Raw genomic sequence first — 21316 nt, 5'->3', positions numbered from 1 at the left:
CATGCCCTCGACATCCACCGCCCTGACCATCATCATTGTCAACTGGAACGGAGGGGAAAAGCTTTTGCGGTGCCTTCGCTCCATCCGTGCCAGCCGAACTTCTTTTCCCGTCAAGGTCATCGTGGTGGACAACAACTCGACCGACGGGAGCCGGGAGCGGGCCGCCGCGGAGTTTCCCGAATACCACATCGTAAACACCGGTGCCAACCTCGGGTTCGGGCGCGGAAACAATTATGCTCGCCCCTGGGTGGACACGCCGTTGGTGCTGTTTCTCAACCCGGATACCGAACTCTTCCCGGATACATTGGAGAAGGCCGTCCACTCGCTCCTGAGCCGCCCACGGGTCGGCATTCTGGGATGCCAGATGCGGGATCCGGACGGCACCGTCCAGGAACTGGGCCTGCAGTGGTTTCCGACCCCGGGCCGCGTGTTTCTGGAACTAATGGTGCCCGGCTGGTTGCGCCGCGGCCTGCCCGGTCGGTGGCTCTGCCACGACCCCCTGCGGAGCGGGCCGGTCCGCAAGCTGTACGGTGGGTTCATGCTGGCACGGAAAGAGGTCTTGGACGCCGCCGGTTGGTTCGACGAACGGTATTTCATGTATGCGGAGGACGTGGATCTTTCCCGAACCGTCCGGGCCCTGGGCTGGGAGCTGTTTTATGATGCCGGGTGTGCAATCATCCACGCCTGTGGCGGAGCAAGTCAAAATGCCCCGAGCGGTTTCTCCGTGCTCATGAAGCAACGTTCCGTGGAGCAACTGATTGAAAAATACCAGGGCCGGTGCGCCGCTCGATGCCATCGTCGGCTGGTGGCCCTGGCTGCAGCCCTGCGATTGATCGCACTCCGGCTTTCAGGATCCGGCCAGAGATTGGAAAACGCCCGAATCCGCAGCCGTCTCCTTTGGGATTGGGCGTGGCACGGGCGTGAGGCCACGATCCCGAAGGGCCCGGAGAAACAGACCCGTCAGACCGGGTTCATCCCTGCAGACCCTGCCATCGAGAAGACCCCATGACGCCACTGGCCTTGTTGTTTTTGCTGGCTGCGGTGATGGCCATCTGGACCCTGCCCCGCCAGTGGGCTCCGGTCCCCCTCCTGGCCGCAGCCTGCTACATGACGCTCGGACAGGGCATCGAGGTGGCCGGACTGAATTTCCCTGTCATCCGACTGGTATTACTGGCCGGAGTGGTGCGCGTCTTGATACGCGGGGAGCGACCTGCCGGGGGGTGGATCGGCATGGACAAGCTGTTCCTCGCCTGGGCGGCGTGGGCAATTCTCGTGAGCTTCTTTCACAAACAACCCGGGGCCACCCTTCAGTTCCACCTGGGAATGGTCTACAACGCCCTTTGCGTGTACTTCCTGTTGCGATGCTTTTGTCAGGATGAGGAGGACGTCTATCGCCTTGTTCGGGTCAGCGCATGGATCCTTGTCCCAGTCGCCCTGGAAATGCTCCATGAACAGGTGCGCGGACAGAATTTGTTCGCCGTGTTCGGGGCGGTGCCGGATGAGCCCGCAGTGCGGAACGGCAGGATCCGTTCTCAGGGGCCCTTCGCACATGCCATCCTGGCCGGAACCGTCGGAGCGGTTTGCATTCCCATGCTGGTGGGGCTCTGGCGCAGGTATCCCATCACCGCGAAGGTGGGCTTGGCGGCGTGCGGCCTGATGGTGTTGGCGTCAGCCTCCAGCGGGCCGCTGCTCAGCGTGCTCTTCAGCCTTGCTGCCCTGGGATTATGGCGCTGGCGTTATTGGACCCGCCAGATGAGGATCGCAGCAGTGCTTGGTTACATCCTTCTGGACCTTGTGATGAAGGCGCCCGCCTACTACCTGATCGCGAGAATCGATCTCACGGGCGGCAGTTCCTCGTACCACCGCGCAGCGCTGATCCAGGCCGCAATCGAACATTTCTCCGAATGGTGGCGCACGGGCACCGATTACACACGCCACTGGCTCCCCTACGGCGTCCCGTGGAGCGAGGACCACGTGGACATCACCAATCACTACTTGGGTCAGGGGGTCAAAGGCGGGCTGCCGTTGATGCTGCTGTTCATCAGCCTGCTCTGGTGCGGGTTCCGTTACGTCGGGCAGGCAATGCAAAACCTCCGCGGTCGGGATCCCGGGCGGGAATTCTTCGCCTGGGCGGTGGGAGCCGGTTTGTTCGCCCATGCGGCCAGCTGTGTCTCGGTTGCGTACTTCGACCAGTCCATCCTGTTCCTTTATTTGACACTGGCCCTCACCGCTGCCCTCAAGGTGAACTGGGGATGGGCACCTGCCAGTGCATCCCGGGCCGAAAGGGCGGCCTCCTACGACCTTCCAGCCGTGACGCCCACCGAACCTGCGCTACCGGGAGCAGGGGCCTCGGGATGGGTTCCGGCTTCATCGGGCCCACATGAAAAGCCCGGCATCTGAAAACTGGCCGTCCTTCCGGCACGCGAGATGCTTAAGTTCCGGAGGACACGCGATGAGGTGAACTGGGCATGCGAAGACGACCGCCGGAACTCAACTCGGCCGGGACGCGGCGACTGCGCCGGATTTTCCAGGTCCTCCTTGGTCTGTGCGCATTGACCGAGGTTCGGGCTGCCACCATCCGGGTGCCGCAGGATCAGCCCACCGTTCAGGCCGCCATGAACGCGGCCCAGCCGGGTGATGTGGTTCTGCTATCGGCGGGTCATTATAATGAGGCCGTGACGAGCGTACGGGGTGGTGCCCCGGACGCCCGTATCGTGCTGGATGGCCAGGGCCACGCCACCATCCGCCAGTTCACCTTCCGTCATCCCTGGATTACGGTCCAAAATCTGCACATTACCGGCGTGACCCAGGCATATTCGCACCTGGTGTATTTCGATCGCGGAGGCCATTTTGGTGTGCTTTCCAACTGTGTCGTGGACGCCCGGCTTAGTCCGAGGGTGTACGGAATTGGCTGGAACAGCCCGCGCACAAAGCCGTTTGGCGAGGGGGAAGCAGCCAGTTTCTGTCTGGTAATCAGCAACGAGGTGCGCAACGTCCTTGGCATCACCATGGTCAATGTCATGGGCGACTCGAACCGGGTGGTGGGGAACTTTATCCATGACGGTGGTGCCGTGGACTTTTTCCGCGTGTTCGGGCGTGGCCATTACATTGGGTTCAACGTTTGCTCGAACAACTACATCTATGAGGGCATTGGGAACCACCCGGATTTTATCCAGACCTTCGGCAACAACGGGGACGGGAGCATGGGTCATGTGATTGAGGGGAACTGGGTAATTGGCGTCTGGGGCGGACAATTGACCCAGTTGGAGGGCAACCTGGTCCCCGAGATCCGGGACTGGACATTCCGGAACAACGTCTTCGTGGACATCGCCCTGCAGGCCAGTTGCACCATTCCCGAGGTCAAATACTTCAACAACATCTTCTATCGTTGCAACAAGACCAACGGTGGACATGCATTGTCGTTTGGCACGCGGGCTTATACAACCTCCTACAGCGGGCAATCGGGGACCAACTACGCCCATGGCTGTCAGGTGATCAACAACATCTTCCTGGACTGCGGTGACTCGCGGATCACGGTTGGCTGGTACGCCTTTGCGCAAAATCTGACCAATGTGGTTGCCGACTACAACTACGTGGCCAAGGCCGGATTTGCACCGGTGGAACAGGACCCCTTGCAGCGACCCATTGGTAATCCCGGGGGTTGGGCCACCTGGGGCAAGTGGTGGGAGCCCCACGGGATCAATGGCGGCGATCCCGACTTTGTAAACCTTGCAGTCCTGGACTTCCGACTCCGCGACGGGAGTCCACTAATCGGTCGAGGACTCAATCTGGGCGGGCTCTTTGCCACCGACATTCTCGGGCGCACCCGTTCCGGCGCATGGGACATCGGGCCCTACGTGTATGAAGAAGGGGGTGGATCACGGCAGGTTCGGCCACCCCGCATCAGGTTCATCGGTCCTCCCGGTGAACCGCGAAATCTGTAGCTCACGGCGGGGCTATTGCCGGAGCAGTGGCCTGCGTGGAGAGGTCGCAGGCGGGTTGGGACTTGACATCCTTCCTGTGCGCCCCGGACTGCTCGTACTGCGCAGTGGCGCTTCCGTGGTTCAGTCTGAGGCTGCCGTGGGCCACCGCTTCAGCACCTGCTGACTCTCCGGATGCGAAGACCGGACAGCTGCGCGGGAAAGGTTTTGGCCAAACGTCAAAAGGAGGCTACCCCCTTCAGCGCCCCGGGGCATCTTCCCAACGAAGGACACAATGAGATCCGCATCCTCGATACCGCAGGGTTGCCCTGCGCCCGTATCCTCAGCCGGCAAGGACCTTCATTGGGGGGTGTGCTCGGAGTTTGAAGCTTCCCCGTTTGGCCAGGCCGAGTGGGACGCGGCGGTCGAGCGATTGGGCGGCTCCGTCTACATGACGTGGGACTGGTTGCGCACCTGGTGGGCGTTTTATGGCCGGGGGTGCACGCTCCGGCTTTTCTGGTTCGAGAAGGACGGGGAAGTTGTCGGACTGCTGCCGCTTTACATTCAATGCGTGGGCCCCGGGCCCCTGGGCATAAGGGTGGCGCGGCTGGTGGGTGCAAACATTCCGCCCAAGGTGTTTGATCCGCCCATGCATCCCGATTTCGTGGCGTCTTGCCTGGCAATGGCATGGGGACGTCTGCAGCAGGAGTGTGATGTGCTGAGCCTGGGACCGGTGTCCGAAGCACGAGAGGGATGGAGACGTACCATTACGGCACCCGATGAAATGGGGAGCCCATCTCCTTTCAAGGCGGCGCAGGCCGAGGTTCATACGCTGTTCCCGTTGCTGCCGTCCTATGAGCAGTACGTCGGCGCTCTGGGCAAGAATGAGCAGAAGAACCGCAGAAAATACGAGTTGCGGCTGTTGCGAAAGGAATATCCGGTCAGATTGGTCACGTGGACGCAGCCAGGACCGGAGTTGGAGCGTGCATTTGAGCGGTTCATCAACCTGCACTCGCGGCAATGGCGCGCGGAGGGCCTTCCCGGCCACTTTGGCGCGTGGCCACGAGGCGCCGAGTATAATCGCAGCCTCGTGGCTGCTCATTCAACTCGTGGCAGGGTCCGAATCATGGAGCTCTGGGCGGGGGAGGAGCATATTGGCGGACAGTACGCGTTCGCTCACGGCGATCGGTGGTATTGGGAACTGCCCGCCAGAGCGCCGGACGAGCGCTGGAGTCGGTTCAGCCTGGGCCCCACCGTGCTGATGCTGTTGATCGCGGAGGCCATTCGGGAAGGATGCAAATGGGTGGAAGGCGGCCTGGGACACTACGAATACAAGCTGCGTCTCGGTGCCCGGGAATATCCGGTGTGGGTCCTGCGGTTTGCGAAGCGGGGTGCGGGACCGACCGCTCGGCGGCTCCTTGCACGCATGATCCAGGGAGCGCTGCGGGTGGGTTACCATAAGCTGTGGTACAGGCGCATCCAGCCGAGACTGTCAGAACGTTGGAAACGGCCCCAGTGGAGCCTATGGCTGCACTATGACTACTAAGGATCTACCAAGAGTCTTGTATTCGTCGCGCCGCAAGGTTGCGGCTGGGCTTCCAATAGCGCTTGCCGCAACAATGGCCATGACGTGGGGCGCCACGTATCACGTGGATGTCCGTGGAGACGACGCCGCCGAGGGTACGGAACAGGCTCCCTGGCGAACCATTCAGAGGGCCGTTCAGAGCGCGCAGCCCGGTGATACGGTCCTGGTGCACAGTGGTGTTTACCCCGAGCGGATCACCACCATTCGTGGTGGCAGCTCTGAGGAAGCGAGGATCCGGTTCAAGGCCATGGGAACGGTCGAAATGCGCGGGTTTATCATCAACCATCCTTATGTGACGGTGGAGGGCTTTGACATCACCGGCCATTCGGCCGCGCAGAACCTGGACGCGTACGTACGAGTCAATAATGGCGGCTACGGTTTTGAGCTTCTGGCTTGCACCATTCGCGATGGAATGGCGATCAAACGAGACGACATCGAATTTGTGCCGCCGGACCGCATCCGGAGCCCCGCCGGCGGGTTCCTGCAGGCGGGCTTCCATCCCGGGCAAACGATCCTCGTTATGAGAGGAAGTAATCAGGCAGTTGCGAACGCCGGCAGCTTCGTCGTTGCGGAGGTAACTGATACCGAGCTGCGGCTGACCAGCCAAACGATACAGGCCGAAGGGCCCAAGCCTGTGTACATAAGCGGAAGCGCCCAATACGGACTTTTGACCGGGAGTGGTACGGCTGACTGCAGATTTCGAAGCAACCGTCTGAGCAACCTCAGTTATCGCTATGTATTCCTGCAGGGTGTCGGCCATTGCTTCGAGTATAACGTCATCGAGAATAACAATGGATGGGATTTGCTATTTTGGACAGGCACCAATCACATTGTTCAGGGCAATTGGTTTCGGAACCTCGGTTGGGGGGTCTACGAGCCGTCACCCGACATTTTCGACAATTGGCCCGTGCGTTACGAGAACATCTGGTTTACGAACAATTTTGTTCAGAACGTGATCGGAGTGATCAATGCGCAGAAGCGGAACGCTACGGTCAGTGGGCCGCTTTTTATTCGTCACAACGTATTCATTGATATCGGATGGTTAAGTCTAGTGTTCCCAAACACGATTGTCGAGCACAACACCTTCTTGCGGGTGGCGAAGCGCTCGAATGTGGCTGTCCAACGTGAGAGTCATCCCATCATCGTGGATGCGCAGAACTATGCAACGAATGTCGTGATTCAAAACAACCTGTTTGTGGACTGCGGACAACCTGCTGGAGCTGTCAGCGAGGATCAGGTGGGCTGGTACCGTTTCATTGGCTCCACAGAAAGCGCGGTGCTGGGCGGCAATTTTGTTGCGGGGGCGCCCCCACTGTATGCTGCAAAGTCGAGCTGGCCGGAGTCGCCCGACTTGAACGGAGGCGATCCGGGATTCCGTAACGTGGACGACCCCTTGGGGCCGGATGGAGTTCCGTTCACGGCCGATGACGGTTTGCGGTTGAGAGCTGATTCGAGGCTCCTTGGCGCAGGTGTCGGTGGAGCGACGATTGGAGCCTATGAGCTGCCGTACGTGGAGAGTGTGACTTTGGACATCGTAAGGTTGAACGACCGCGAGGTGGGAATCAGGTGGCCGCGCTCGATCTGGAATTGGACGGTCGAATGGGCACCGAATCCTCAGGGACCCTGGTCGGTAGTGGCCCGGCCGGTGGAAGCCACGGAAAGCGGATGGCAGGTGCGGGTGCCTGCGGATGAGCCCGGGATGTGGTTCCGGCTTCGCCGATGAGAACCTGCAGGTGGGGGGGCCGGTTCATGATCATCGGCAGATGTGCGCCCGGGGGTGCAAAGGTTCGTGAGGCCTTGAAGTGTCAGCCGTTGAATTGCTCAAGTGTTGGAGCATTCAGGTGGATGCGGTCTCAAATGGGATGAGCAAAGTGGACGTTGGAGGGCGACGATAAGCGGGGAAATGAGTTCGGGGCGCGTCCTGCCTGCTGGAGAGTACGTAGCGCAGAGCCGCCGGGATTGTCCGGCCCATTCAAGATTGTTGGAGTGGATGTGCTTCCACTGCTACCGGTGGAGGTGCCTGAGGCCCGCGGTGCGTGAGCTCCTCCGTCGGTTTGACGGGGGAGTCATGTTTTCAGCGACCTGGCGACGCATTGCGCTGCATTACCATCGGGTTGAATTTGGGGAGTTTTCATACGGGCCGGACCTCAAACCGGGAAGCTTGCCGCCGGGCACCAGGGTCGGCAGATTTTGCAGCATCGCGGAGGGGCTGGTCGTGCTTCGTAGAAATCATCCGGTGGACTTTGTGTCCCAGCATCCCCTGTTTTATCGACGGGATCCGGGGTGGATCCCGGAGGATGTATTGCCGGATCCGGAGAAGAACCCTCTGGTGATCGGCCATGATGTTTGGATCGGTGCGAGGGTAATCATACTGCCCGGATGCAGGTCCATTGGCAACGGCGCAATCATCGGCGCCGGTGCCGTGGTCACGCGCGACGTCCCTCCGTTCACGGTTGTGGCCGGAGTTCCGGCCAGGCTCGTGCGCAAACGTTTTGCACCGGAGGTGGAGGCCGTTGTCGCCGCTTCGGAGTGGTGGTGGGAACCGTGGGAGAGAATTGTGCAGCATCTGGACCTTTTCACCGGGCCGTTGGAAGGCGAACGTTTGGAACGTTTCCGAAAGGCCTTTCCCGCGCGGACCAGACATGAGGAGCGGGCGGCGACGGTGCATCCTCCTGGCGCAGGCTGACTGGTACCCCCGCTGGGCGTCTTGATGAAGAGTATGTCAGTGCGTCGGCAAGCATTCAAGGGCACGGCCTGCGTGGCACTGGGCGAAGGCGTTGGCTATGGAGCCTCGTTCGTCCGGAACATGATTCTGGCCCGCGTGCTGAGCAAGGCCGACTTCGGAATGGCGGCCGTGTTCGGCATGGTCATGAGCCTTTTGGAGCTGACGGCCAAGCTGAGTATCGGCCGCTTTCTGGTCCGGGACAAGGAAGGGGATGATCCCGAGTTCGTCGCCACGGGACATACATTGCAGGCGATGGCGGCGGCGGTGAGCGCAGGCCTGATTGTATCCGCCTCACCTTGGTTAGCCCGTTGGTTCGGGGTCCCGGAACATGCCTGGGCCCTGATGGTCCTGGCGGGTGTTGTGCTGCTGCGCGGCCTGCAACACCTGGATACGCAGCGATACGAACGGCACCTCAGATTCGGACCTTCGGCTTCCGTGGAGGCGATTCCGCAGGTGGCCATGACTCTGGCTGCCTGGCCGGTGGCCTGGTGGCTGGGTGACTACCGTGCGGTCCTGGTCCTGCTGATCGGCAAGGCCGTCCTCAGCCTGCTGCTGTCGCACCTTCTGGCGGAGCGACCGTACCGATGGGTGTGGCACGGGGCCTACGCGCGCCGAATGTTGGAATTCGGGTGGCCGCTGGTCCTCACGGGGTTCCTGATGTTTGGGATCATGCAGGGGGACCAATTCCTCGTGGCCACGTTCTATTCGCTGTCGGACCTTGCGCCCTATGCCGCCGCGGTCTCGTTGGTCATGGCGCCACAGTTCGTGTTTGGCAAAGTGTTCAACTCCGTGGCGCTGCCCCTGGTGGCGCGGGAGCAGGACGATCCGGTCGCGTTTGCGCGGCGTTATGGTCAGGTTATGGCCGGGATGTTGCTTTACGCGGCGGTGTCCACCACGGCGTTGATGGTGGGCGCAGAGGCCTTGATGCGGCTGGTGTATGGGCCGAAGTATGTTGGCGCCGGTCTGGTGATGAGTTGGCTGGCAGCCGTGGCCGGTTTCCGTGCCCTTCGTATGGGAGTGGCGGTGGCAAACATTGCCCAGGGCGACTCTCAAAGCCAACTGCTTGCCAACCTGGGGCGGGCGGTATCGCTTGGGCCGGCCTTTTGGCTGGCGTGGCAGGGGAAGCCGCTTTGGATGGTGGCGGCCTGCGGGCTGGTCGGTGAGGGGCTGGCTACGGCGGTGTGTGTATGGCGCCTCTGGCGGTTGCATCGGATTCCGATCCCACTCACCCTCCGACCGGCGTTGATGATGGTGATGGTGGCCGCCGCGAGCGGGATGCTGGGATACTGGGTGGCCGACCTTCCTGCGTGGGCGGGCGTGCTTGCCACGGCAGCAAGCTCCTTGGTTGCCGGCATGCTGGTGGTGCTGTCGATACCTGTGTTACGGCGCGAAGCCGTGGTGTTATGGCAAGGATTGCGGAGCGCAGGAGCCCTAACGGCTTTGCGTCGGTGGATGGATGGGCAACCCGTGCGGGCTCCCGAGGCATGTCAGGGACCGTCCTGATGCCGGTTTCCGGGAGCGGTGGAATCCGGGGTGTGAGAGTCGGCATTCCTGGAGGGGCGCCCAAACTGGCCGCAGAATCGGCCATTGATCCGGAGCCGGGGCGGGCTCTTGAAGGGAAGGATCCGGTGCACCCCTGCGAGACAGTATTCGGGGTGTAGACCCGAGGCAGGCGCGTGGCAGAACGCCAGCCGTTGGGTCGGCTCAAAAACCCGCAGAGTGTGGGGAGGTCACGGTGGATTTTAGCTGGAACCAGGAACAAAAGCGTTTGTTTTCAGAGGTGGAGTCCTTCGCCAGGGCCGAGCTTTCGAGGGACTTGGTGGAGGCGGATCGGGAGGGGTCGTTCAATCGGGGTGGCTGGGAGGCGATGGGGCGGTTCGGACTGCCGGGACTCCCGGTGCCCCGGGAATATGGCGGTCTTGGGTGTGATCCCCTGACGACCGTTGGCTGCTTGGAGCGGCTTGGGTACGCCTGCGCTGACAACGGGCTGTTGTTTTCGCTTCATGCGCACCTGTGGACGGTGGTCGTACCCTTGCTCACACTTGGAACACGGGAGCAGAAGGAGAAGTGGTTGCCCCGACTGTGCCGGGGCCGCGGCATTGGGGGCAATGCAATGACCGAGCCGAATGCAGGTTCGGATGCGTTCGCGTTGCAAACCACCGCGCAGAGGCAGGGCGACGGCTACCTGTTGAACGGGCACAAGTCGTTCGTGAGCAACGCCCCCGTGGCGGACGTGCTGACAGTGTACGCCACCCTGGATGCCCGGCTGGGGCCGGCGGGGATCACAGTATTCCTCGTGGAGACCGGGACGGCCGGCGTATCCGTCCGCCCCATCAACAAAATGGGCTTACGCACGTCGCCCACGGGTGAGGTGAGCTTTGCGGATTGCTGGGTTCCAGCGGATGCCCGACTCGGCGACGAAGGGGCGGGAGCGTTTGTCTTTACGCGATCCATGACCTGGGAGCGGGGCTGCATTCTCGCGAGTGCAGTGGGTGCCATGCAGCGGGTTTTGGAAATGTCCGTGAAATATGCCCGCCAGCGGAGACAGTACGGTCAGGCCATCGGCAAGTATCAACAGATCGCTTCCCGTCTGGTTGCCATGAAGGAGCGGCTCGAAGTCGCAAGGCTTTTGCTCTACCGAACTGCCTGGTTGTTGTCGGAAAAAAGGCCGGCCTACCTGGAAGCCGCCCTGACGAAGAAGTACATTAGCGAAGCCTGGGTGGCAACCTGCGAAGATGCCATCCAGGTGCACGGGGGGCTGGGGTACCGCGTCGAAACGGGGCTGGATCGGGAACTGCGCGATGCATTGGGCAGCCGGATCTACTCGGGGACAAACGAAATCCAGTGCAACTTGATCGCCTCGCTGTTGGGGCTTTGAACGGTTGTCCCCGGGGGGTCGATACTTCCGCCCGCCAGCGGTCTGGGCGGCAGGATGTTTCGCGGCGGGGTGACTGTTTGCGAAAGGAAATCCATGCAATATCTTTTGCCGCATCTGTTGGAACGCTCGGCGGAGCGTCATCCGAACCGCACTGCGGTTCGCTTCATGGGCCGCGGGTGGAGCTACGGCGAGCTGGAGGCCCGCAGTAACAGGCTGGCGCGTCTGCTGCGCCGGAGCGGTGTGCGCCCGGGGGATCGCGTCGGGCTGTGGCTGCACAAGTCCCTTGAATCGGTGCAGGCCGTGTATGGAATCATGAAGGCCGGCGGGATTTACGTGCCGTTGGACCCGCAGGCGCCGGTGGAGCGAGTGGCGTACATCATGAGGGACTGCGGCGTGCAGGTGGTCATCGTGGATGCCGCCCATGCGGAACTCACGTCCGCTCTGTTCGGCGCGGGGGCACCCTTGCGCGTGGTGGTTTCCATTACGGCTGAGATCGAATGGGAGCATGGGGGTGGCGTGCCGTGCAGCGTCCCGGGCCCGCAGGCGATTGATGCCGAGGAGGACGGGCCGGTGGACCCGGGCACGATCGAGACCGATTTGGCGTATATCCTCTACACTTCGGGTTCCACAGGAACCCCAAAGGGAGTGATGATCACCCATCGGACATGTCTGGCGTTTGTTCATTGGGCTTTCCACACGTTCCGCCTCGGCCCTGACGACAGAGCGACCAGCATGGCACCGCTGCACTTTGACCTGTCCACATTTGACCTTTACGCCACCGCGATGGCCGGGGCGACGGTGGTGATCGTTCCGGAGGGGCTGGCGGCGCTGCCTGTGAAACTGGCCGACCTCTGGCAGGACGAAAGGATCACGATAACCTACATGGTGCCGTCGATCCTCAGCCTTCTTGTCCAATACGGACGCCTCGAGTGTCATGATCTCGCATCGCTGCGGCTGATTCTGTTTGCCGGCGAGGTCTTTCCCGTCAAATACCTCCGAAGGCTTGTGCGCGCAGTCCCGCATGCGGAGTACTACAACCTGTACGGCCCCACCGAGACCAATGTGTGCACGTACTACAAGGTGACGCCGCAGGATGTGGCAGAGGATGCCCCTGCCGCTCTCCCCATCGGGCGTGCATGCGAAAACACACAGGTGTTTGTTCTGGACGGCAGCGGGAAACGTGTGGAGACGCCGGGGACGGAGGGTGAACTTTGGGTGCGGGGTCCCACTGTGGCGCAGGGCTACTGGGGTGATCCCGAGAAGACCGCACGATCGTTCCTGCAGAATCCCCTTCAAGACAGATACGCGGAGCTGGTGTACCGGACGGGAGACATGGTCAAGCTGGCCGAGGACGGAACCACGTTGCTGTTCATTGGGCGAAGAGATCACATGGTCAAGAGCCGCGGATACAGAATCGAACTTGGGGACATTGAGGCCGTTTTGTACCGGCATCCTCTGGTCAAGGAAGCTGCAGTGGTGGCGATACCCGATGATTTCGTGGGCAACCGGCTGCAGGCATTTGTCGTCAGCTTCGAGCAGAGCCAGCTTCCGCCGGCTGAGCTGGCAGCATTCTGTCGGCAACATCTGCCGCCATACATGGTCCCGGAGAAATTCCATTTTCTGTCCGCGCTCCCGCGGACCTCGACCGGCAAGACGGATCGTCCGGCGCTTTTGGCGCTTCTGGGGTCCAGTGCACCGCCGCGAAGGGCTGAAGGCGACGGTGGCGGCATGAAGAGTGATCCCAGGGCTTCCGATTGATGAAACGAGCACGTGAACTGAAACCGACCATGGAAACTCAAACCTTGATCGAACGATTTCTGGTGGAGGAAATCCTTGTAGGAACCCGCGAGGCCCTCGGCGCAACCGAGCCGCTGGTAGGACCCGGCGGATTGCTGGACTCGCTGGGATTGCTGCGCCTGATTCAGTTTCTGGAGGAGACCTTTCAGATCAGGGTCGGCGACGGCGATGTGGGCGAGGAACACTTTGGAACCTTGGAGCGGTTGGCCCGGTTTGTGGATTCGAAACGCGCCGAAGGAGAACGCTCCTGACGTCCGCATAATAGCCGCGGCTGGTGGGGGGACCGCCGAGCGGAGATAAAGCCTGCAGCCCATGCCGGCGACGTCGCAAAAGTCGGAGGGTTTCAGCTCATGGTTGGGGCGCTGCGTTGCTGTACGGGTGTATGGCCGTGTGAGCCGCGGTTTCCAGGCATCGTTGCGTCGGCTGGTGATGCGTTTGGAGGGAGGACCGGTGTATTCTGTCAGCGTCCGGGAGATCCTGAAGCGCTACCACGGCGTCACGGTGGGCATGTACACCATCGGCCCGTGTGAGGCGGGTCCCGACAACTTTGCACCCGGGACGGTGATCGGGCGTTATTGCTCGATCTATTACACGGCGCGGGTGTTGGAAGAGGACGGGCCCGCGGGATTGGTGCGGTGGGGACCGGCATGGGTCCCGGGCGCGCCCAGGTCGGCACCGCTGAATCTGAGGAAGGAGGGAACGGTCGTGGGCCACGACGTTTACATCGGCCACAATGCGGTTCTGTTGCCCTCCGTCTCAAGGGTGGGACATGGCGCGATTGTAGGTGCGGGGTCGGTTGTGCGCGAGGATGTGCCGCCCTACGCTGTGGTCACGGGAAACCCGGCCCGGGTTGTACGGTACCGGTTCCGGCCGGCGACGGTGGAAAAGTTACTTTCCGAACAATGGTGGTTGAAATCCATCGACGAATTGATTGATCTCGGGATTCAGTTGAACCGGCCGATTGAGGTCAACGAGGGCCGCTGAGGTGACGCCGGGTGGAGGACTGAATGCATCACGCTGCGGAACAGGGGTCGTTGGATGGGATGCTCGGGCGCGCCCGTTGGTTGCTGCCACTCTACAAGAGGTGTGGGAGCGAGACGCTGCGCCGGCCACTCCGAAGGTGCATTGTCCAATGGGAGGGCGGTCCTGCCTTTTCGCTGACCATCCGGGAGATTCTATGGCGTTATCATGGTCTGCATATCGGCGCATATAGCCATTGGCCGTGGCGAGAGAAGCCCGGCGTATTTCATCGGGGCACGCTTGTCGGGCGGTATTGCTGGATCGCAGACACCGTCCGCACATTTACGCGAAACCATCCCTCCGATTTGTTGTCGACCCATGGGTTTTTCTACAATCCGGAAATGGGAAAAGTGTCCGGTGCCGCCCTGACCTTTGGCGAGTTGGAGATCGGACACGGCGCGTGGCTGGGGCATAACGTGATTGTGGTTCCGCCGACCCGGCGTATCGGAGTGGGTGCGGTGGTGCAGCCCGGCTCGGTCGTATGCATGGACGTACCGGATTACGCTGTCGTGAGCGGGTTTCCTGCGCGGGTGGTCGGGTGGCGGATCTCCAAGGCCGAGATCGCAGCCTGCGTAGCTTCCCGTTGGTGGGAACGTTCTCCACGGGATCTTTTCGAGACGATGAGCGGTCGGCCCGGTGAACAGGCAGCGCAACCTGCCGGGCATGATCGGGAGACGGAAAGCTGATGCCATGGCGTCGGTGCTCATCGGAGCTGACCTGTGTCCCATTGGTGAGAATCTCCCGTACTTCGAACGCGGTGATGCGGAGGCTTTGTTCCATGATCTTTTGCCGCTGTTTCGGGAGGCAGACCTGGTGGTGGCCAACCTGGAGTGCCCGCTCATCGAACACGAGTCCCCCATCCGGAAAACAGGACCCATATTTGGCGCGCCGGTACATTGCGTTGAGGCCTTGCGTGCCGCCGGGATCGGGCTCATCAACCTGGCCAACAATCATATCATGGATCACGGGGAAGCGGGTCTACGGTGCACCATGGAGGTTTGCCGGAGGGCCGGCATTGCCACGGTGGGCGCCGGCTTGAATCTTCACGAGGCGGCCCGTCCACACGTAGCCGACCTGGGGGGTCTGAAGGTGGGTTTCGTGTCGGTGGCGGAACGGGAGTTCTCCATCGCCGGCCCCGCCGCTCCCGGCGCCAACCCCCTGGATGTGATTGACCTGGTTCGGCGGGTCAGGACCGAGGCGCACGAGTGGGACCACTGGATTGTGCTCTATCACGGAGCTGCGGAATTTCAGCCCGTTACTCCGCAAGTTCAGCGGGTATGCCGCTTCCTGGTTGATTTGGGGGCGACCGCCGTTGTGGTCCAGCACCCGCATCAGCTCGGGGGATGGGAACAGTACCGTCACGGCTACATTGTCTACGGCCAGGGCGCGCTGGTGATGGACGAGCCGATTTACCGGGACAAACCGGGTTTTCACGAGGGCTTCCTGGTGCGGTTGCAACTGGAGCGTGGAAAAGCGGCGGTCATGGATTGCATTCCCTTCCGTCAATCCAAACCACCTCCGGGTGCCCGGCTGCTGGACACGGCCGACGCCTCTGCGTGGTATGAACGGATGGAAGCACGGAATCGGCGAGTCGCTGATCCGGCCTTGGTGGAGGACGAGTGGCTCAGGTTTTGCCAGGAAAACCGGCATGACGCGATCAGCACGGTGCTCGGCCATGGCCGGATCCTGCGATGGTTGAACCGCAGGGGATGGGTGGAGCGGTTGTGGCCGGGCGAGAGACGCATGCGCGGGGTCAGAAACATGATCCTGTGCGAAACGCATCGGGAGATGCTGCAGACCGTGTTTGACCGTTGGTGGTATCCCCCGGGAGGTGAGTCGTCGTGAGGGTTGGCATCCTGGGCACGCCGGTGAGTTCGGGCAACCGGGGCGTGATGGCGCTGGGGGCCTCGCTGGTTTCCCTTTGCTTTCGGGCGGGTGCAACGGATGTGGTGATGTTCGTGGGACATCATCAACCCTGCGACGTGACCTTCCGCGTCGGTGATGAACTCCGGAACGTGCGCGTGGTGAATTACCGGCTCTCGCCCCGGGCACGGCTGCAGGAGCACCTTGCCTGGATCCTTTGCGCTTCCCTGTTGTATCGCGCCGTGCCATGGCCGCCGCTGAGGCGCTGGCTGAGTCGTCACACGCCATGGATCGCGGCCCTGGAGGAGGTGGATTTCGCCGGAGACATCCGGGGCGGGGACAGTTTCAGTGACATCTACGGGTGGCGCCGCTTTTTGCTCGGGTTTGCGGCGGCCTGGACGGTGATCTGCATCAAGGGCGGGCTGGTACAGTTCCCCCAAACTTACGGGCCTTATGGGCGTTGCTGGGTGCGTGTTCTGGCCCGGTGGTTGTTGCGTCGGGCGCCGGTCATTGTGGCGCGGGATCGGGAAAGCCAACGGGTGGCACAGAACCTTGTGGGCAACACGCGCCGGGTGTTGCTCAGCCCCGACGTGGCCTTTGCCCTGGAGGCGCGCAGACCGGACCGGATCGAGCTGGACCCGCCACTGCCCGGCAACGTGGGGGGTATCTTGGGCTCCAGCCCGCCCATAGGATTGAACGTGAATGGCCTCATGTACAACGGCGGCTATACCCGCGCCAACATGTTCGGGCTGAGGCTCGATTACCGGGCTTTCCTGCCGCGCCTTGTGGAGGCCCTGTTGCGGGAACACCCGGGTGAACTATGGCTGGTGCCGCATACATATGCGCCTGCAGAAAGCGTGGAAAGCGATCCCGAGGCCTGCCGACTCGTGCGCGATGCACTGCCGGAGCCCCTCCGCGGGCGGATTCGGCTGGTGACCGGCCGGTACGATTGTCAGGAGCTCAAGGGCGTGATCGGGTTGTGCGATTTCTTCATCGGTTCGCGAATGCACGCCTGCATTGCGGCCTTGTCCCAGGGCGTTCCCACGGTGGGCGTGGCCTACAGTCGGAAATTTGAAGGAGTGTTCGAATCGGTGGGCGTGCGCGACTGGGTGGTGGATGGACGGACAGCAAACGATCGGGAGGCGGTGGATCGCGTGCTCCGCTTGTACCGGCGGCGGAACGAGGTTCGTGCACCGTTGCAGACAGCCGCGGCGCACGCGCGTCAAGAATTGGACCGCATTTTTCGTGATTTGCTCAGGGTCGCGGCCGGCCACGGCCTTGAAGGAGGCTCGGAGGCCGAATCGACCCGATCGGCCCCGGCCGCCATTGCAGGACGAGCCGGTCGGGGTTGAATGGCTGCGTTCTGGAGGATCAGGCCGACAGGGAATTGCCCCACGTCCCGGGGACTCAGTACCTTCGAACGCCGGCCTTGCGGAGCCGGCATGATAAATGCTGAGGTGTACCGGGCAGGGTGTTTGTGCCCGGATTTGGGACAGATTGGGAAACCTGCGATGCAGGATGCGAATGGCAGCTTGACCAGTGGAGGGATCGGATGAAAGACGGACGGCAATTCGGTTTGAAACGGCCCGGTTTACGGTCATGGGCTATCTTGATTGTCGTTTGCTTGTGGCCAGGGACCGGACCGGCGGCGATTGTGAACATCACGGACCAACGGTCGCGTGTGTCCGGTCAATGGTTGGAGGCGGGATCGGACTCCGACGGCAACGCCTGGAAGGAAACCGGCCTCTTCAACCGGGCTTCCACCAGCACGGATCTGCTGTTTTGGAACCAAAGCTTCGGTTCACAGGGTTGGTCGTGGTCGAGGGGGGCTGTGGGCCCCTTCTCGCTCTGGCTTGCCGCGGATGCAGCGCCGTGGACGTTGCCGCTCCCGGATGGCGGTGTGGGGAGCCTGCCCGGCACCGGCGCTTCCGTGGCGGCCGAGTCCCGGACGCGGTTCCTGTTCAACGCGCCGGAGATGGCCTTCACCCTGCAGGCCGAGGCATGGTGGAATTACAATGCCCGGGAACAGAACGTGAGCCTTGTCCTGCGGGATCTGACCTTGGACGAGGTGCTTTTGCAGTGGCAGTTGATGGATGCACCCGTCTCCGCCTGGTCGGAGTCCTACCGGTTTAATGTGAACCCGGGGCACGAGTACGAGATGGTGCTCAGCGGTTGGGTGGAGGCCTGGGACGCGAAGAACGCGGATTTGCGATTGTGGGTGGGATGGGAATGGCCCGGGGGGGAACTGAGGATCGCACGTGTGCCGGACAGTGGCAGTGCGGCGGCGTTGTTGATCCTCGCCCTGGGCGGGCTCTGGACCCTCCGCCGTGTCACGTTGACGAGCAAATGACGGGAGGGCGCGGCCTTGCGGCCCGCCAAGACGCCGTACCTCCCGGGGAACATCGTGGGAGGGGCACAGTCCTCTGTGCCCCACACCTTTAGTTGGTCCTTCCTGCATTGACCGCGTGTCTCGCCCGGAGCGCGACAGGGTTGCTGGACCGTTGTTATGCCCTTGGCACTGAATGGAGTCTTCCTCCAACCGATGACCCACGGCGAATACGCGGCTTACGAACGCTCCATGGGGGCCACTGTGGTTGAATCGGACGGGATCTACTGGCGGCGGGTGCGACCCGGCTTCTACCGTCCCTTGCTCGTTTTCGAGCCGCTGAATCATTTGGTTGTGCGTCCACCCTGCGGCGCTAGCTGGGGTGGGTGGCAGTACGCCGTGTGCGATCCGGAATGGGCAAACGGGTCCATCAGCTTTTTGGTTTTCAAAAGCGTTGCAGGATACGATCTCCATTGTCTGGAGAAGAAACGCCGCTGGGAAGTTCGCACAGCCGAACGCGTTTTCACCGTTCGACCCTTGAACGGTCCTGAGGAGCTTTCCGCAGCGTACCCGGTGTATGTCGATTTTCAACGTCGCACGGGGTACAAGTACAGATCCGACCGTTTGGATCCGGCCTGTTTTGCCCAATGGGCACGGCAGGTGTTCCAGCACCCCGGGGTGTTGGTGCTGGGGGCGTGGCGTGAGGACTGCCTGCGGGCGGTGAGCGTTCTGCAACGGGTGGGGCGCACCCTGATTTATGCGACGTTTTTCGCAACCGGCGAGGCCCTTCGACGTCACGTTGCCAGCCTGATGTTGCACGGTGTCCGTGTCCTCGGTGCTCGTTTGGACGGTGTGGCGCAAATCTATGCAGGGCTGCGAAAGGGCGGAGGGGAGAAGTCGGTGGATGAGTTCTACCTCCAGCGAGGCTGTGAGGTGGTAACCTTGCCGGCGCGGCTGCACGTGCACCCCGTCACCGGTTGGCTGTTGAGGACCTTCCGTCCGGATCTCTGGCGCCGGCTCCTCGGGCAGCCGGTAAACGAGGGGAACCCGCCATCAACACAGACGGCGGCCGCAGGCGCGCCGGTGTCCTTCTCTGTCGACTCGCACAGGGACTAGAGCACGCAAGTAAGGCGCAGGATACGCGTAGAGACCCAGAGGACAAGTGACGCCGCTCATTCTAGTCGTTAGAAACCACAGAGAAGGGCACGGTCCTCCGTGCCTGTTCACTGGGCGGCGCACGCCATCGGGAGGGGAGCAGTCCCCTATGCCTGTGTTCTTACGGACGGCGAGGACGCCGTCTCTTCCGGGGAGCATCGTGGGATGGGCACAGTCCACTGTGCCCGTTATTCTTGCGGACCGCGCGGACGCGGTCTCGCCCGCGATTCGATGTGGCGGATGGCCCCTTCACCGCGACAACTAACGGTACCGCGAGCGAACTGCATCATGGAGCTATGGAAATCGGCGGCACATTAAAAGTGCCTTTGTTTGTGGTAACGTTGCATCTATGAGTGGGTTACACATTGATTCCGTGCAATTGGTGCCAATGACCCAGGAGGAGTATGCGGCGTATGAGAGGGCAATGGGGGAGGTTATTGTAGAAGCTGGCGGCATTTACTGGCGCCGGGTCAGACGTTTCTTTTATCGGCCGCTAGTCGCTTTTGAGCCGATGGACAAAGTAGGCCTCCGCGGCCCCAGAGGCGCGCGACTCGGAGGATGGCAATACGTGGTTCAGGATCCGGGCGAGGCAAACAGCTCCATGAGTTTTCTGATGTTCCGGAACATTCATGAGTACACGTTGCAGAGCCGGAGGAGAAGGCGTCAGGTTCGTTCCGCTGAGCAAATCTTTGCGGTTCGGCGAATCGAAGAGCCAGAAGAACTTATTTCTGCTCATCCTGTGTATGTGGATTTCCAGCGCCGCACGGGTTACAAATATCGGGTGGATCGCCTGGACCCGTACCGTTTTTCTGAGTGGGCGCGCGAAGTGTTCCGGCACCCAAAGGTGATCGTGCTTGGGGCTTGGAAGGACGAGCGGATCCACGCGGTTGAAATCATTCATCTCGTTGGTGATACCCTCAACCTGGGTGGCTTTTTTGCCACGACCGAAGCACTCCGGGAAAATGTAGGGAGCCTGGTCCTCCATGCTGTACGAACGCTTGCCGCCCGTTCTCCCAATATCAAGCAGATTTTCGCCGGGCTTCGGAAGCAGGGCCCGCAGGCCTCCGTAGACAATTTTTACCTTGAACGCGGCTGTGAGGTGGTAACCTTGCCGGCGCGGCTGCACGTGCACCCCGTCACCGGTTGGCTGTTGAGGACCTTCCGTCCGGATCTCTGGCGCCGGCTCCTCGGGCAGCTGGTGGAAGACCCGAAACCTGTTGCGCCGGCCGTGGCCGTCAAACCTGATGCCGAGGAAGTGCCCTGACAAGGTGGGTGGCGGGTCGATTCGGCAGGTGCATTGCGAAATTGCAATGACGCGCGCGGTGCGGACGTTGCAAGCCGGAGCACGGGTTCGGCTCACGGAGTAATGCACTCGCGATCCTGGTTTGGATGGACGCTTCCCTGGCGGTCTACCGACCCCGCGACATGGGTCCGTCGCCTGGCCGACGTTGCATGGTCCAACTCGGTTTATCTACGCTTGGACCGCCCACTTTGCAATCGTGAGGAGTTTTCGGAGGGAGTTGCTCCGAAGGGTTCCGGGTCCTATCGGGTCATCGGGCGCTCCCTTGGGCAGTTGAAAGTGTGGCGCTCGGAACGGATCGGCTGTGACGGCTGGCTTCCTTTGGAATGCTTCCTGGATAGCTATGCCGGGCTGGAGCTGGTGTACACGGTTTGGAACGGGAGTGAGCTTGCACACTTGTGCTGGGTCGCCCGACAGGGGCAAAAGACGAGCCTGCCCCGAATTCAGGTCCCGCAAGGTGAAGCCGAGGTTCGCGGTGCGTACACTTTTCCCCGGTACCGGAACCGCGGTTTGTTCCGCATTGCACTTGCCCGGATTCTGAATGACCTGGCCCAGGAGGGGGTTCAGCGGGTCTTTGCCCATGTACGCCCGGAGAATACGCCGTCCATGAAGGCGTTTTGCCAACTGGGCTTCGAACCCCGCGCTGTTTGCGAGGTGGTGTGCCGCCTGGGTTGGCGTCGGGTGCGATTTCGGGACCCTCATGGCCAAGGACTGTCTCCTGCCTTGGTATGTTAGAGGGAGCATTGA

The 21316-nt window shown here is 61.8% G+C and carries 18 protein-coding genes; all 18 read left to right on the top strand.

Going from position 1 to position 21316, the window contains the following annotated elements:
* Position 1: 1 nt before the first annotated feature.
* Entirely contained in the window at positions 2 to 1009 is a 1008-nt protein-coding gene (locus G4L39_RS07570) for a glycosyltransferase family 2 protein (protein WP_165107173.1), read from the top strand.
* Positions 1006 to 2400: an O-antigen ligase family protein gene (locus G4L39_RS07565; protein ID WP_165107171.1), complete on the top strand. Its 1395-nt coding sequence runs from the start codon at positions 1006 to 1008 to the stop codon at positions 2398 to 2400. The genes G4L39_RS07570 and G4L39_RS07565 overlap by 4 nt, the downstream gene beginning before the upstream one ends.
* 68 nt (positions 2401 to 2468) lie before the next feature.
* On the top strand, positions 2469 to 3944 hold the full coding sequence (locus G4L39_RS07560) for a right-handed parallel beta-helix repeat-containing protein (protein WP_165107170.1): 1476 nt from the start codon (positions 2469 to 2471) through the stop codon (positions 3942 to 3944).
* Positions 3945 to 4290: 346 nt separating this feature from the next.
* Positions 4291 to 5466 (top strand): GNAT family N-acetyltransferase, encoded by a 1176-nt coding sequence (locus G4L39_RS15785; protein ID WP_205880860.1) that lies wholly within the window; start codon positions 4291 to 4293, stop codon positions 5464 to 5466.
* A gap of 79 nt (positions 5467 to 5545) precedes the next feature.
* Positions 5546 to 7228, top strand: a complete 1683-nt coding sequence (locus G4L39_RS07550) for a DUF1565 domain-containing protein (protein ID WP_205880859.1) — start codon at positions 5546 to 5548, stop codon at positions 7226 to 7228.
* A 492-nt stretch (positions 7229 to 7720) separates the two neighbouring features.
* On the top strand, positions 7721 to 8191 hold the full coding sequence (locus tag G4L39_RS15415) for a CatB-related O-acetyltransferase (protein ID WP_343203318.1): 471 nt from the start codon (positions 7721 to 7723) through the stop codon (positions 8189 to 8191).
* Between the two features lie 33 nt (positions 8192 to 8224).
* On the top strand, positions 8225 to 9733 hold the full coding sequence (locus G4L39_RS07540) for an oligosaccharide flippase family protein (protein ID WP_165107164.1): 1509 nt from the start codon (positions 8225 to 8227) through the stop codon (positions 9731 to 9733).
* A 232-nt stretch (positions 9734 to 9965) separates the two neighbouring features.
* Positions 9966 to 11108 carry an acyl-CoA dehydrogenase family protein gene (locus tag G4L39_RS07535; RefSeq protein ID WP_165107163.1) on the top strand — a complete coding sequence of 381 codons (1143 nt, stop codon included), beginning with the start codon at positions 9966 to 9968 and terminating at the stop codon, positions 11106 to 11108.
* Positions 11109 to 11201: 93 nt separating this feature from the next.
* Positions 11202 to 12866 (top strand): amino acid adenylation domain-containing protein, encoded by a 1665-nt coding sequence (locus tag G4L39_RS07530; protein WP_165107161.1) that lies wholly within the window; start codon positions 11202 to 11204, stop codon positions 12864 to 12866.
* Between the two features lie 29 nt (positions 12867 to 12895).
* Positions 12896 to 13156 (top strand): hypothetical protein, encoded by a 261-nt coding sequence (locus G4L39_RS07525; RefSeq protein WP_205880858.1) that lies wholly within the window; start codon positions 12896 to 12898, stop codon positions 13154 to 13156.
* Between the two features lie 61 nt (positions 13157 to 13217).
* Positions 13218 to 13889 (top strand): CatB-related O-acetyltransferase, encoded by a 672-nt coding sequence (locus tag G4L39_RS07520; protein ID WP_240893865.1) that lies wholly within the window; start codon positions 13218 to 13220, stop codon positions 13887 to 13889.
* Between the two features lie 23 nt (positions 13890 to 13912).
* Positions 13913 to 14611: an LbetaH domain-containing protein gene (locus tag G4L39_RS07515; RefSeq protein ID WP_165107158.1), complete on the top strand. Its 699-nt coding sequence runs from the start codon at positions 13913 to 13915 to the stop codon at positions 14609 to 14611.
* Between the two features lie 4 nt (positions 14612 to 14615).
* Entirely contained in the window at positions 14616 to 15770 is a 1155-nt protein-coding gene (locus G4L39_RS07510) for a CapA family protein (RefSeq protein WP_165107157.1), read from the top strand.
* Positions 15767 to 17140 carry a polysaccharide pyruvyl transferase family protein gene (locus G4L39_RS07505; protein ID WP_165107156.1) on the top strand — a complete coding sequence of 458 codons (1374 nt, stop codon included), beginning with the start codon at positions 15767 to 15769 and terminating at the stop codon, positions 17138 to 17140. The genes G4L39_RS07510 and G4L39_RS07505 overlap by 4 nt, the downstream gene beginning before the upstream one ends.
* A gap of 302 nt (positions 17141 to 17442) precedes the next feature.
* Positions 17443 to 18138 carry a VPDSG-CTERM sorting domain-containing protein gene (locus G4L39_RS07500; protein ID WP_165107154.1) on the top strand — a complete coding sequence of 232 codons (696 nt, stop codon included), beginning with the start codon at positions 17443 to 17445 and terminating at the stop codon, positions 18136 to 18138.
* Positions 18139 to 18294: 156 nt separating this feature from the next.
* Complete coding sequence (locus G4L39_RS07495; RefSeq protein WP_165107152.1) at positions 18295 to 19230, top strand: hypothetical protein; 936 nt, start codon at positions 18295 to 18297, stop codon at positions 19228 to 19230.
* Positions 19231 to 19618: 388 nt separating this feature from the next.
* Positions 19619 to 20533, top strand: coding sequence for a hypothetical protein (locus G4L39_RS07490; RefSeq protein WP_205880857.1), 915 nt, complete (start codon positions 19619 to 19621; stop codon positions 20531 to 20533).
* 102 nt (positions 20534 to 20635) lie between these two features.
* Positions 20636 to 21304 carry a GNAT family N-acetyltransferase gene (locus tag G4L39_RS15915; RefSeq protein ID WP_425485739.1) on the top strand — a complete coding sequence of 223 codons (669 nt, stop codon included), beginning with the start codon at positions 20636 to 20638 and terminating at the stop codon, positions 21302 to 21304.
* Positions 21305 to 21316 lie beyond the last annotated feature (12 nt).

The sequence above is a fragment of the Limisphaera ngatamarikiensis genome (assembly GCF_011044775.1).
Lineage (GTDB): Bacteria > Verrucomicrobiota > Verrucomicrobiia > Limisphaerales > Limisphaeraceae > Limisphaera > Limisphaera ngatamarikiensis.
The sequence above is the reverse complement of the archived record's forward strand: the minus strand, read 5'-3'. Positions and strand labels throughout refer to the sequence as shown.